Genomic DNA, 14832 nt, shown 5'->3' on the forward strand with positions numbered 1-14832 from the left:
ATGGAAAGAAGATTGTAACCGTTGCAAGAAACTTCCCGTCTAGTCAGCTATGTTCAAGCTGTGGCTACCGCAATCAAGAAGTTAAGAATCTCGCCTTACGTGAATGGAACTGTAATGATTGTGGGAAACATCACGATCGAGACCTTAACGCAAGTATAAATATCAAAAACGAAGCCATAAGACTTCTAACCGTAGGTACTACGGGGCTAGCCTAATCAATAACTGGCGGTTACGCTGGTGTTCTTAGGAATCCCCCACTTCAAACAACCATAAGGTTGTTAAGTGGCGGGTAGTTCAATATTATTTAGTCAGAAATATTACTATTTAGTTTTCATCTGATAAAGTGAATCGATTATCTCTGACTAAAAAATGCTCATTACACTGAATGTGATAATGAGCATTTTTAATTGGTAAAACTTTTCTCGAATGAAAACGCATTCATTTATAAAGTTCAAAAAAAGTGGTTGCTTTTTGATTTCATGAAGCATATACTTGTTAGCAATAAATATTTTTTACTTTAATACATAAAAGCATGTGTGCATAAAAGTAAAAAAGAGGTGAGACAAAAAATGAAAAATTCAAAAGCATTATTGATTTTATTCATCGGACTGATGGTATTGAGTGGCTGTAGCTCATCTGAAGGTGGATCAAGTGCTCAGGAAGTGAGCAAAGACGACGCTGATTTTGTTGTCGGAATCTCGCAAATTGAAGAGCACCCTGCATTAGAAAGTGCGACAGAAGGGTTTAAACAAGCATTAAAAGATGCTGGATTAGAAGTTCATTTCGATTTTTCCTCGGCACAAGGTGATGCGAATACCAATCAATTGATTGCTGAAAAGTTCGTCAGTAATGATGTTGATTTAATATTCGCCAACTCAACACCAAGTGCACAAGGTGCTTTAAATGAAACAGAAGAAATTCCTATTGTATTTACTTCTGTAACAGATCCTGTTGGTGCAAACTTAGTAGAATCCTTCGAAAATCCTGGTGGAAATGTAACAGGTACGGCAGATATGCATCCAGATAATATTAAAAAAACATTGGAGCTTGTTAAAAATATGGGTCTTGAATCACTTGGGCTCATCTACAATGCCAGTGAACAGAATTCGAAAACACAGATCGAATTAGTCAATGAAGAAGCAAAAGCGGTCGATGTGAAGACAGTGGAAAAAACAATTTCATCATCTTCAGAAGTGAAGCAAGCAACAGAAGCCATGGTCGGTGATGTGGATTCGATTTTGATTATTACCGATAACACAGTCATTAGTGCATTGGATTCCGTATTGCAAGTTGGCCATGCTGAATCCATTCCAGTGTTTGTCTCTGAACATGATGCAGTTGAATCAGGAGGTTTTGCTGCATTTGGCTTTGATTACTTTGACATTGGCTATGAAGCAGGCGAGAAAGCCGTTGAAATTTTGAAAGACGGTAAAAAACCAGGGGAAATTCCAGCAACGTACCCTCAAAACTTGAAGCTACAAATCAATGAGGATGCTGCGATAAAGATGGGTGTCGAATTGACGGATGAATTGAAAGAGAAAGCGACACTTATTTCAGGGGAATAGTTTCAAGCAAAAGAAAGGCTACAAAAGAAAAATTGATTATGACTAAAAAAGGAGAGAGCGAAATGAAAAAGTTGCAAGGTTGGTTGGTTTTATTAATTGGATTGTTGGTATTAAGTGCATGCGGTGCGTCCGATGATGAATCAAGTGCTGAGGAAGTGAACAAGGACGACGCTGATTTTGTTGTCGGAATCTCGCAAATTGAAGAGCACCCTGCATTAGACAGTGCAACAGAAGGGTTCAAACAAGCATTAAAAGATGCTGGATTAGAAGTTCATTTCGATTTTTCCTCGGCACAAGGTGATGCGAATACAAATCAATTGATTGCTGAAAAATTCGTCAGTAATGATGTCGATTTAATTTTTGCCAACTCAACACCGAGTGCACAAGGTGCTTTAAATGAAACAGAAGAAATTCCTATTGTATTTACTTCTGTAACAGATCCTGTTGGAGCAAACTTGATTGAATCATTTGAAAATCCTGGTGGCAATGTAACGGGAACGGCGGATATGCATCCAGATACGGTTAAGAAAACAGTAGAACTTGTTAAAGAAATGGGCTATGAATCACTTGGATTGGTATACAATGCCAGTGAGCAAAACTCAAAAACACAGATTGAATTAGTCAATGAAGAGGCAAAAGCAGCCGGTGTGAATACAGTTGAAAAAACGATCTCTTCATCTTCAGAAGTGAAGCAAGCTACAGAAGCATTGGTTGGCGACGTCGATTCCATTTTAATCATTACGGATAACACAGTCGTTAGCGCACTGGAATCTGTATTACAAGTTAGTCATGCTGAATCCATCCCAGTTTTCGTATCTGAACATTCTTCAGTTGAAAGTGGTGGGCTTGCCGCTTTTGGTTTCAACTATTTTGATATCGGCTATGAAGCGGGCGAGAAAGCTGTTGAAATTTTAAAAGACGGTAAAAATCCAGGAGAAATTCCTTCAACGTACCCTCAAAACTTGAAGCTACAAATTAATGAGGATGCAGCGGAAAAGATGGGTGTCGAATTGACAGATGAATTAAAAGAGAAAGCGGAACTCATTTCAGGCGAATAAGTTCTAAGTGAAAGCTACGCTAAAAAGGAGAATCGCTCATGATTACATCATTGTACGGTGCTTTAGAAACAGGTTTAATATATGCCATCATGGCTCTCGGTGTCTATATATCGTTTCGGATTTTAGACTTTCCTGATTTAACGGTAGATGGAAGTTTTGTAACCGGTGGAGGTGTCGCGGCCATTTCAATTATCGGTGGTGTTGATCCGATTGTTGCGACATTACTCGGATTTGTTGCTGGGTTCCTCGTCGGTTGTATTACAGGACTTTTGCACACAAAAGGAAATATCAATCCACTTTTAGCAGGAATCATCATGATGATTGGACTTTACTCTGTCAACTTAAGAATTATGGGGCAGGCAAACCTTTCATTATTGAATGAAACAACATTATTTTCACAACTGAAAGGAATTTTCGACAGTCTCTCATTAGATGCTGCTTTCTTTGCGCCTTATGAATGGCTTGGATTAAGCGCTTATGCTCCACGGTCATTTTATGCGATTGTGATGATGTTTCTCGTCGTTCTCATTGTAAAAAAATCCCTTGATATCTTTTTACAAACAGAAACGGGCTTAGCGCTAAGAGCAACGGGTGATAACCAAACGATGGTAAGAAGTTTTTCGGCAAACACGAACGTGTATATCATTTTAGGAATTGGTTTAGCCAATGCGCTCGTTGCATTAAGTGGAGCGTTGGTCGTACAATACAACGGTTTTGCAGATGTAAATCTCGGTGTCGGTATGATTGTTGTGGGGCTTGCTTCTGTCATAATCGGTGAGGTATTATTCGGTAAAAAAACGATTGTCCGTACGACATTGGCTGTCATTTGCGGAGCGATTGTATACCGAGCGATTTACGCGATGGCACTGCGGGTTGACTTTTTAGAAGCAAGTGATATGAAGTTGATCACAGCTTTAATCGTAGTTGCCGCTTTAGTTATTCCGAATATGTTGCAGAAGAGTAGTGAGAAACGTCAATTCAAAAAATCACAGAAAGCACTTGGGAGAGTAAAACAGCAGAAGGGAGAGGTGCAGATTGCTAACGTTAAATCAAATTCATAAAACCTTCTATGCGAACACACCTGATGAAAGGCGAGCAATTTCTGACCTTTCCCAAACGTTGAATGAAGGGGATTTCGTCACGATTATCGGCAGTAACGGAGCGGGGAAGTCAACCTTATTGAACCTGCTCGCTGGAACATTGTTGCCTGACGCTGGCGATATTCATTTAAACGAGCAAAATTTAACCCCATTACCAGAAGAAAAACGAGCCAAATGGATTGGACGCGTATTTCAAAACCCAATGGCAGGTACTGCACCGAATATGACCATTGAAGAAAACATGATGATCTCTTTAGGGCGAACACAGAAAAGAAGCTTGTTTAGAGGGATGACGAAGAAAAAGCGTGAACAATTTAAAGAGCACCTGTCTACGCTTGAAATCGGCCTAGAGAACCGATTGAACACGAAAGTTGGGCTGTTATCAGGAGGGGAACGTCAAGCTTTATCTTTATTAATGGCTACGTTCACTGAGCCACAAATTTTATTACTAGATGAACATACGGCAGCACTCGATCCATCTAAACAAGAGCTGATTCTATCATTGACGCGGGAGCTTGTTGAAAAGCACTCCTTAACGACAATTATGGTCACGCATCAAATGGAACAAGCAATCGACTTCGGAAATCGGCTGTGGATGATGGATGAAGGCAAAATCATTTACGAAGCAGAAGATGAAGAGAAGGATAAATTGACGGTTCCGGATTTATTGTCTGCCTTTCAAGAGATTCGTGGAACGAAAATGGCGAATGACCGAACGTTGTTGGCGAAATAATCATGATAGAAAATTAATGGTGAAGTTTTAAAGATAAACGTTGAAGATGTAAAGATTAATGTTGAAGGTCACTGAATGAATGTTGAAGTTTACCGTCTGAATGTTGAAGCGCCATAAATGATAAAAAATCAATAAAATAGTGTTTAGCGAAATAGTTATATTATGATTAAAATGAGTAGTTTTTTACATGAATTTATCGGAATTTGTGTAAAAACTGCTCATTTTTTGTTGCGTTCATTGCCAATCATCGACAAACCTAAATTTTACAAAAATGAAAGAAATCCTTACCATAAAGTTAATCTTGTAAAGGAGTGATTGTGCATGGAAAAACCCTTACTTAATTTAACGACATTGGCGATTGTTCCTCAACCTAAAGATGGAAAAAAGTTTGGGTCGTTCGTCTTGGAAAAAAATCAAGAATACTTTACGGATGATTCGCCAAAACAATTTGTCGATCGTGGATGCTTATTCTACGGTTCTAGTCTAAAAGGAAGACTGGAAGGCACCCGAGCAATTTTTGGCGTTAATCGCAAAGCCCCAATTGTGATTGATCCGATGTTAGGCATGTTCTTTTTACCAACCACTTCCCCAAATTCCTCCGAGTGTACGTGGATTTCCCACCAACATATTGAACGCCTCGAAAAAGTCGATTCCAAACGAACAATTATCCATTTTCAAGGAGGTAAGCAATTAACTGTTAATGTTTCTTATCGCTCGCTGACGAACCAAGTGTTGCGTACAGCTCAGTATAGGCATTTGCTGATGGAACGTATTACGAAACCTCAGGAGAGCGATTAAGGTAAGCTTGACGCATCAGCTCATACAAGATTTGCTCAACCTTTTTCCGAACCGCTGGATTGAAATAACGCCTTTCCTCTTCATACCCTCTTGCCATAAATAAGTATGTGGAAAACGAATCATCCTTCTGTAAAAAAACGACCTCAACATTCATATCCCTCATTTTTTTTCGTAATTGACGGCGTTCAATTCGTGCGCGATGTTCCATTTTCCGTAGGAGCTCTAAATAGGGCTCCTTGATCTTAAACGGACCGGACTCCACGAATTGAATATCTTTCTCGACGACAATAATAGCCATAGATAAAAATAAGTATCTGGATGCGGTATGATGTTCTTCTTTACTTAAATATCTCATGATGATGCCTCCATCCTTGACTATCGAACATTTGTTCCATTATACTATGAGGTATCGAACAATTCAATGACAAATACGAAATGGTTGTTAAAAATAGTAGGCAAAAGACGGCTTTTTCTATACAATGAAAGAAGATAGAAAAGATTGGAGAAAGTCGTATGTCGCTTGAATATTCAACGTTAGACGAATTATCAACTTTAATTTCTGATACAGTCATTGGCCATATGATTATACGTATTCTTGAACTTTACGGAAGCTTCGGGCCAGTTCCTGGAATCCTTCTTCCGTTTATCGAAGCTTTTTTGCCATTTTTACCAATTATCGTCTTTATATTAGCGAATAGCATTGTATATGGATTGTTTTTTGGATTCATCTTTTCGTGGATTGGTGCAGTTCTTGGCGCGACGTTATTATTTATTGTCCTACGGAAGATGGAACAATTTGAATGGATTCAAAAAATTAAAGCACAAAAACAGGTTCGGAAAATCACAGCGTTTTTTGATCGGCGTGGATTTGGACCATTGTTTCTACTGCTATGCTTCCCATTCTCGCCATCTGCTCTAATTAATGTTGTGGCAGCATTCTCTAGAATATCCATTCAACAGTTTGTTTTAGCGCTTATATTAGGGAAGGCTGTAATGATTTTTTCTGTATCCTATGTAGGGAGCAGTATAACATCTTTCGCTACAAATCCGACAAAAGCCATTATTATTGGTATTTGTATTGTCATTGTTTGGGCAATTGGAAAATTCATCGAAGCTCGGATGAACTCAAAGGCGAATCAATTTGATTCTGAAACTAATGATAACGAATAAAATGAAAGACTGGTAAATGGACTACCTTCCGTTTTCAGTCTTTTTTCTAAAAAGGGGGAAGATCATTGGCACTTCAGTGGATAACTGGAAGATCGGGTGCGAATGTCACCGAATACATATTGGATGAACTGGAAGAAAAATTATTAATGGACCCTACAGGGGATCCGATTTACTATATCGTTCCTGATCAAATGGCGTTTCAAGTGGAGTATGAATTAATTCGGAACCGTCGTATTAAAGGTTCAACCCGTGCACAAGTGTTGAGCTTCTCTAGATTGGCTTGGTATTTATTCCAACAAGTAGGCGGTGGAACGAAACCTTTTATCACGAGCACAGGCACACAAATGATGCTTCGTAAAATCGTCGAAGAATATAAAGAAAGCTTTGATAGTTTCCAAAAAGCAATGGAAAAACAGGGGTTTATTGACCGTCTCGAAAAAATGATTACCGAAATGAAGCGTTATCGAATTAATCCAGAAATCTTGCAAAGTATCGTCATAGAGCTTGAACAAAAAGACCGGCTTTCGGCAAATGAATTAGCGCTTCATGCGAAATTGAAAGATTTACAGCTTATTTATGCTCAAATGCAAGAACGAATGAGCAATCTTTATATCGATTCGGAAGATCAAATGGAACTATTCGTTGCGAAGATGGAAGAAACGAACTTCTTTCAGAATGCTAGTTTTTATATTGATGGCTTTCATCGCTTTACACCACAAGAGCTTTTTGTCTTGGAAACAATTATGCGGCAAGCAAAAGAAGTGAAAGTAGCCATGACGCTTGATGATATAGAAGGGTCTATCGATGAATTGGATCTCTTTCATCAGCCACGTACGACTTTCGAACAGCTGAACCAAATTGCCGAGCATACGAGTGTTCCTGTACTTCATTCGGTTCAGTTGGACCCTGAAACACGACGATTTCGCAATAATAAAGCGATGCAACATTTAGAGAAAAACCTTGAGGCAAATCCAATGCCTACTTACCATGGTGAGACTCCAATTACTTTTATGGAAGCTGTTCATCCACGTGCAGAAGTAGAACGGATTGCACAAGAAATTATTCGTTTAGTCCGTGATGAGCAGTATCGTTATCGTGATTTTGCCTTATTGATTCGTGATCAAGATACGTATAATGACTTGATTGAAACGATTTTCGAAGATTACGCCATTCCTTTTTTCGTCGATCAAAAGAAATCGATGCTTCATCATCCATTGATTGAGCTTGTTCGAACAGGCATTGAGTTGATCGAACGAAACTGGTCTTATGATGCGATGTTTCGTTTATTAAAAACAGGATTTATTCCAGCAACCGATGAAGAAGATCCGCTCGATGAAAAAGCAATCGATTTCTTGGAAAATTATGTGCTGGAATATGGTATTCGTAGAAAAGATCAATGGACAAGCGATTATACATGGAAGTATGAACGCTTAAGCGGCATCTCTTTCCGGAAACAGACATCAGAAGAACAACAAATTCAAATACAGATTAATAAGTATCGAAAACAAGTGTTAAATGCTCTTGAATCGTTTGATTATGCCTATCGACAAGCTAATACCGTAAAAGAAAAATGTGTCGCGATTTATGAATGGCTAGAACATATTCAAGTTGGTAAGCAATTAGAGCGCTTGCGTGATACGTATGAAGAAGCGGGTAAGGTTGAAACAGCTCACGAACAGGAACAGGCCTGGAACGCATTGATTGGTTTATTGGATGAATTCGTCGAGATGCTCGGCGATGATGAGCTCTCAGATCAGCTATTCAGGCAACTCGTTGAGGCTGGAATAGGAACGTTAGAGTTTTCTCAAGTCCCACCATCCATTGACCACGTCATTGTCGGGGACGTCGAACGATCGAGAATCCGTAGTGTCCGTGCCGGTTTTATTCTCGGTGTCAATGAAGGGCAGTATCCACAGAAGCCAGCATCGGATGGCTTAGTGACGGATGAAGAGCGTGAAATGCTAGAGGAAGTCGGTATGACGTTAGCCGACAGAGCGGACCGCGTACTACTCGATGACCGTTTTTATATGTATCTTGCGTTAACGCTACCATCTGACCAGCTTTGGATCAGCTATCCACTAAGCGATGAAGAAGGTAAAACGAAAACACCTGCCCAATTGATTAAACGGTTAAAAGATATGTTCCCTGAAGCCGAAAGTAAATGGGTATTGGATGATGAAGATGAGGAAGAACCTCTACGTTTTATTGTGAATCCAACGAAGTCTCGTGCCGTATTGACAAAAGAGTTATCCAAATATTTACGAGGTTACCCAATTGCGGATAGTTATTGGGATACCCTTCATTGGTATATGGATCAAGAGGATTCAAGAACACGAATGATTTTAACGAGTCTCTTTCATTCAAACTTACCCGTATCCATCAATGAAGACACGACAAAAGAGCTCTTTACCGAAACGATTCAATCAAGTGTTTCCCGTTTAGAGACCTATTTCCAATGTTCCTATCATTATTTCTCTCAATACACGCTCGGTTTAAAAGAGAGAAAGCAATTTAAATTGGAAGCTCCAGATATCGGACAACTGTTCCACGAATCATTACGATTAATTACGGAATGGGTACAGCGAGATGGAAAAGCGTTATTCGAACTGACCAATGAAGATGTAGAGAATTACGCAAATGAAGCGATCACGTACTTGGCACCGATTTTAAATAACCAAATTTTATTTAGTTCCAATCGTTATCGATACATCTTATATAAATTACGACATGTTATTTTGCGTGCGACGAATATGCTCGTCTATCAATCGAAACAGTCCGAATTTAAACCGGTCGGTATCGAAATCGGTTTTGGTCGTAACCAAGAGCTACCTCCGCTTGTCCTTGATTTGGCAGGCGGATACCAATTGGAGCTCAATGGCCGCGTGGACCGAGTCGATCAAACAGAGATTGATAACGACTTATATCTTCGCATTATTGACTATAAGTCTAGTGAGAAAGATTTAAGTCTTGTAGATGTCTATTATGGGCTGTCTTTGCAAATGCTTACTTATTTGGATGTGGTTCTAACCCATTCGGAAAAATGGCTTGGCAAGAAAGCTGATCCAGCAGGTGTTCTGTACTTCCACGTGCATAACCCAATCATTAATAATCCTCTGTCAGAAGAGCAGTTGGAGAAAGAACTATTGAAGGAATACCGTATGAAAGGGTTGCTGCTTGAAGACAGACAAATCGCATCTGCCATGGATACATCGATGGAATCAGGAACAAGTCAAATTGCACCGTTTGGTTTCAAAAAAGATGGAGCGTTCACGAAATCATCAAGCATCATGGACAAGGAATTATTCGGCCGGATGAGTCAATACACCCGTTCCTTGATGAAACAAGCAGGAGATGAAATCGTCCAAGGTGAAGTTAAGTTAAACCCATACGAAAGCAATAACCAGATTGCTTGTACGTTTTGTCCGTTCAACTCCGTCTGTCAATTTGACCCGAAACTAGAAGAGAATGATTTCCGTCGATTGAAACCCGAAAAAGATGAAATCATCTTATCCAAAATGATGCCGAAAGGGGGAGAATGAGCATGAACTGGACAAAGGAACAAGAACAAGCCATCTATGAAGATGGTAAAGATATTTTGGTCGCTGCTGCAGCTGGTTCAGGGAAAACTGCTGTATTGGTCGAACGGATTATCCAAAAAATCACGCGAGAAAATGACCCATATGAAATCGATGAAATGCTCGTTGCGACGTTTACGAATGCGGCCGCTCAAGAGATGCGGACGCGTGTCGGACAAGCGTTAGAAAAAGCACTTGCTGAATTTCCAGATTCTCAACATTTACGAAAACAATTATCATTATTACAAAAAGCTCATATCTCCACCTTGCACGCTTTTTGTATGGAAGTCGTTCGTAAATATGGTTTCGAACTCGAAATTGATCCGGGTTTTCGTATATTAGACGACGTTGAGTCCGATTTATTAAGAAATGACTTATTACAAGAAACGTTTGAAGAGTGGTATGGAAAAGAAGGGGAGGAGCAAGAAGCTTTCTTCCGTTTTGTCGACAGTTTTTCAAATGACCGGAATGACCAAGCTGTCATGGATCTCGTATTAAAAGTCTATGAATTTTCACGCCAGCACCCTGATCCGGATGATTGGCTCGACCGACTTTCAGGAAGCTATGAAGTACATGATGACATGTCTATGGATGAGCTAGAGTGGATGCCAATTGTTCGGAAAGACATTGAAGAAAAGGTTGACGCGATGGAATTTGAAGCCCTTCAAGCATTGGAGATGGCTCAATTCCCAGAAGGTCCTGCCCACTATGTCGATACGTTGGAGAAGGACCTACAACAAATTCAGCTCGTGAAACATTCACTTCAGCAACCATGGGAACAGTTATACGAATTGTTTCATGAGCAGAAAACATTCGGACGTTTATCCGGGAAAAAAGCAGAATGTGATGAAGATCTAAAAAAGTCGGTCAAAGACCTACGTGACAAATTTAAAAAACGAATGGAGAAACTGGTGGAAAGATGGTTTTCTAGACACCCAGATTCTTTGCTAAATGATTTGCAAAAAATCAAACCACAAATCGAACAGCTCGTCACCGTCGTGAAAGAATTTCATGAAAAGTTTCAACAAGAGAAAAAAGAGCAAGCGGTTGTTGACTTTTCTGATCTTGAGCATTATTGTGTTCAAATTTTATCGGATGGAAAAGATGAAGCTGGAGAATACATTCCTTCTTATATCGCGAATCAATATCGAAAGCAATTTCGAGAAGTACTCATTGATGAATACCAGGATACAAACTTAGTTCAAGAGGCGATCTTGCAGCTGTTAACTGCAGGAGAGGATGCCGGTCAATTATTCATGGTCGGCGACGTAAAGCAAAGTATTTATCGTTTCCGTCATGCGGAACCGACATTATTCATGAAAAAGTACAAAGACTTTCAGCGAGAAGAATTAGCGGCTACACGGATTGATCTGGCACGGAATTTCAGAAGCCGCAAAGAAGTGTTGGATGGTGCGAACTTTATTTTCCGTCAGCTATTGGATGAACGCGTCGGGGAGATGGAGTATGAAAAAGAAGCTGAGCTCATTTATAGCAACAAAGTCTATGAAAAACTGACAACGACGAATGTCGATTGTGAATTACATGTCGTCCGGAAAGATGAAGGGGATTCCGTAGAAAACGATGAATGGAAATATTTAAAAGATGCCCAAATTGAGGCGCGGACGTACGCCAAAAAAATCAAAGATTGGATTGAAAATAGTCAAATCATCGATAAGGGAACGGAGCAGCCACGCTCGATTCAATATCGAGACATCGTCGTGTTAATGCGCTCGATGACGTGGGCGCCAGTCATTGAAGATGAATTAAAACAAATGGGTATTCCTGTTTATGCCGATCTATCGACAGGCTATTTGGAAGCAATGGAAATCCAAGTGATGATGAACGTCTTGCGAATTATCGATAATCCAATGCAAGATATCCCATTGGCGAGTGTACTGAAATCTCCGATCGTCGGAATTACAGAGGATGGACTGGCTAAAATTCGCTTAAAAGGAAAAAGAGAATCTTTTTATCAAGCGATGTTGAACTATATTCAAGCGGGTGAAGATTCATCTTTAGTTGATCAACTTAAGCAGCTAAAGGAACTGCTTGAAAGTTGGCGAGAAGAGGCACGCTATGGTTCGTTATCCAAATTAATTTGGAAAATTTATCGGGACACCGCTTATTTTGAATATGTTGGAGGGACGCCAGGCGGTAAGCAACGCCAAGCAAACTTACGAGCATTATATGACCGCGCACGCTCTTATGAACGCTCGTCTTATCAAGGATTGTTTCGATTTTTACGTTTTATCGAACGGATGGAAGAACGGAACAAAAACCTCGCTTCGGCAAGAGCACTCGGCGAGCAAGAAGACGTTGTTCGCATCATGACGATTCATAGCAGTAAAGGCCTTGAATTTCCGTATGTCATCCTAGGAGCAGCAGGACGTCAATTTAACCAACAAGATACAAAAGGACGCTATATATTGCATAAAGATTATGGTTTGGCTTCGAAATACATGGATGTCGACCAACGAATTTTATATGATACGTTTCCGTTTGAAGCATTGAAAGTCGCAACGGCAAGAGAGTCACTTGCGGAAGAAATGAGAGTGCTTTATGTCGCGCTGACACGGGCAAAAGAAAAGCTCGTCGTCGTTGGTCAAAGTAAAGATTGGCAAAAACAATTGGAAAAATGGAATGAAGTAGCCAACCATTCGGAATGGGTATTACCTCCTCATACAAGGACGGACCAAGCGACCTATTTAAATTGGATTGGATCTGCCTTGATCCGCCACCAGCAAAATGATGATTTAAGAATTTCCGGTTTATCCGGTGCAATTCCTGAAGAGATTCGCCAAGATGAATCAAAATGGACGATTCATGTAGATCATGCCAGTGAATACCTGGATCCAGAATGGATTACTGCGGAGCGAGACGAAAAGTTATACAAAGCGATTCAGCAGTGGCGTGCAGACTATTTGCCTGAGCGATCCGAACAATATGAGGAAGTTGACCGTCGCTTACGTTTCCGCTATCCATATCAAACGAGTGCGGACAAACGGGCGAAGCAAACGGTAACGGAGATCAAGCGTTTAAGGCAGCCGGTGGATGAATATGGCGCCGCCGACATCGTTAGTCAACGACCACGTATTTCATTGGAGCGTCCGCGTTTCATGCAAGTTGATCAAAAGCCATTGACGAAAGCTGAAGCGGGTAGTGCTATGCACACCATGATGCAGCATATCCCAGTGAATAAGGAATGGAACGCTGAGCAATTAGAAGAATTTATTCAAGAGCTCGTATTCAAAGAAGCGTTAACACCGGATGAGGGAGATGTCATCAACCGGGAAGCGATTTTGACGTTGATGAATTCCGATGTTGGAGCAATGCTTACGAATGCTGTTTCGGTTGAGCGAGAAATCCCGTTCACGATGGAAATTGCAGCAAGCAAGATTTATCCGGATTGGGAAGACCCAACTGATGAATCCGTTCTCGTTCAAGGAGTTATTGATTGCTTGGTTGAAACAGAAAATGGATATGAATTAATTGATTACAAAACGGATACGATTACCGGGGAATTGACAGATGAGAAAATCAATGACTTGAAACAACGCTACGAAACACAAGTTGAGCTTTATAAGCAGGCGATTGAAATGATTTGGAACATCGAACTGAATCATGTGTATTTATATTTTTTCGATCGAAACTTGCTCATTGATACAAACGAGGAATAATGAAGTTAATAGGCGAGGCTTCTATAGCTAAATGTAGAAGCCTCGTTATTTATGTTTATTTTAAGAAATTCAAAATATATGATGAGTAAACCAACAAATATTTTTGATAAATTCTTTAAGTTTAAAATGTATGCGCATTTATGTTACTAGGATTAAAACGTCATTTAGGTGATTTACATAATCATGGTCTTGAAAGCTTATCAAATAAGTGCAAAAGATTATTTTAAAAAGCACTTAACAGCTCTGCAAACGGGCCGAATTGTGTGGAACAATGGTATAGTATTTACATAATTTGAATGGAAGGTGTGATGGCTTATGACATATAATCTAAACTATTCTAAAGTGGACACAGGGACGTTTGCCATTAGGAAAAAATCTATGCCAAGGAGACATCACAATGAAAACAGAAGAGATCAGACTCCAATTAAAGACGGATAGATTGGTAATAAGGCCGTTACAGAATCAGGATTATGAACGGTGGTTGGAGGGTTGTCGTAATAGATTTCCTTCACAGTACAAGTACGACGACGATAAAATGGATTTGAGTGGATGGACACAGCAAAAATTTAATGATGATGTAGTTTCAAAGCTCCAAAAATATGCTGACCAAGACGAAGCGTATGTCTTCGGTGTTTTTCGAAGGTCAGATCAAAAACAAATTGGTAAGGTTGAACTTGAAACAATAATGAGAGGCGAATTTCAGTGGGGGTTATTAGGCTATACCATTCACAACCAATTTTGGCGTAATGGTTACGGAAAAGAAGCAGTAAAAGGAACGCTTAATATCGCTTTTAAAAACCTTCAATTCCATCGTATTGAAGCTCATATCAATGTTGATAATGAACCTTCCATTAAACTAGCGGAGAGTATAGGAATGGAATATGAATGCACAAGGAAAGGATTTATATTTGAATTTAATGAATGGACTGACAACCTTGTGTACTATATGAACTCCAAGTAGATTTTGTCGGGCGTAATTTCACAAAAATGAATTGCGCCCACTGTTTATTAACGGACGTGATTGCGGAAGAAAAGATTATACAATTCAATGTTGAAGGAGCTTGATTATCCAAGTTCCTTTTTATCGATTTAGGCGAGAAGACTCCATCCTCAGGCGAAGCCAGGGTGGAGATGAATCGCCTTCGGACAAAAGATG

General features: G+C 39.8%; 11 protein-coding genes. 10 read left to right on the top strand and 1 reads right to left on the bottom strand.

All coding sequences use genetic code 11. The features are described from left to right. From KC820_RS12670 to KC820_RS12695, 6 genes are all read left to right on the top strand, one after another. On the top strand, nt 1-215 hold a 215-nt coding region (locus KC820_RS12670; protein ID WP_212371562.1), incomplete at its 5' end, for a zinc ribbon domain-containing protein. A gap of 354 nt (nt 216-569) precedes the next feature. Beyond that, on the top strand, nt 570-1565 hold the full coding sequence (locus KC820_RS12675) for an ABC transporter substrate-binding protein (protein WP_212371564.1): 996 nt from the start codon (nt 570-572) through the stop codon (nt 1563-1565). A 62-nt stretch (nt 1566-1627) separates the two neighbouring features. Then, nucleotides 1628-2623, top strand: a complete 996-nt coding sequence (locus tag KC820_RS12680) for an ABC transporter substrate-binding protein (RefSeq protein ID WP_212371566.1) — start codon at nt 1628-1630, stop codon at nt 2621-2623. Between the two features lie 38 nt (nt 2624-2661). Next, entirely contained in the window at nt 2662-3684 is a 1023-nt protein-coding gene (locus tag KC820_RS12685) for an ABC transporter permease (protein ID WP_212371568.1), read from the top strand. Further along, the gene (locus KC820_RS12690; protein WP_212371570.1) at nt 3659-4456 is read left to right on the top strand and encodes an ABC transporter ATP-binding protein; all 798 of its coding nucleotides are present in this window, start codon (nt 3659-3661) and stop codon (nt 4454-4456) included. The genes KC820_RS12685 and KC820_RS12690 overlap by 26 nt, the downstream gene beginning before the upstream one ends. A 321-nt stretch (nt 4457-4777) precedes the next feature. Then, nucleotides 4778-5254: a competence protein ComK gene (locus tag KC820_RS12695; protein WP_144089606.1), complete on the top strand. Its 477-nt coding sequence runs from the start codon at nt 4778-4780 to the stop codon at nt 5252-5254. On the opposite strand, the gene KC820_RS12700 is transcribed toward KC820_RS12695, so the two are convergent. Further along, nucleotides 5229-5609, bottom strand: coding sequence for a YhjD family protein (locus KC820_RS12700; protein ID WP_212371572.1), 381 nt, complete (start codon nt 5607-5609; stop codon nt 5229-5231). The genes KC820_RS12695 and KC820_RS12700 overlap by 26 nt on opposite strands. Before the next feature lie 158 nt (nt 5610-5767). Between KC820_RS12700 and KC820_RS12705 the strand changes: the two genes are divergently transcribed. The 4 genes from KC820_RS12705 (at nt 5768) to KC820_RS12720 (ending at nt 14637) form a co-directional block, all read left to right on the top strand. Beyond that, nucleotides 5768-6424, top strand: coding sequence for a TVP38/TMEM64 family protein (locus tag KC820_RS12705; RefSeq protein WP_212371574.1), 657 nt, complete (start codon nt 5768-5770; stop codon nt 6422-6424). 65 nt (nt 6425-6489) lie between these two features. Next, entirely contained in the window at nt 6490-9963 is a 3474-nt protein-coding gene (addB, locus tag KC820_RS12710; RefSeq protein WP_212371576.1) for a helicase-exonuclease AddAB subunit AddB, read from the top strand. A 2-nt stretch (nt 9964-9965) separates the two neighbouring features. Then, the gene (gene addA / locus KC820_RS12715) at nt 9966-13676 is read left to right on the top strand and encodes a helicase-exonuclease AddAB subunit AddA (protein WP_212371577.1); all 3711 of its coding nucleotides are present in this window, start codon (nt 9966-9968) and stop codon (nt 13674-13676) included. Between the two features lie 397 nt (nt 13677-14073). Further along, complete coding sequence (locus tag KC820_RS12720; protein ID WP_144089601.1) at nt 14074-14637, top strand: GNAT family N-acetyltransferase; 564 nt, start codon at nt 14074-14076, stop codon at nt 14635-14637. The last annotated feature ends 195 nt before the right edge of the window (nt 14638-14832 follow it).

Source organism: Allobacillus saliphilus, assembly GCF_018138385.1.
Lineage (GTDB): Bacteria > Bacillota > Bacilli > Bacillales > Alkalibacillaceae > Allobacillus > Allobacillus saliphilus.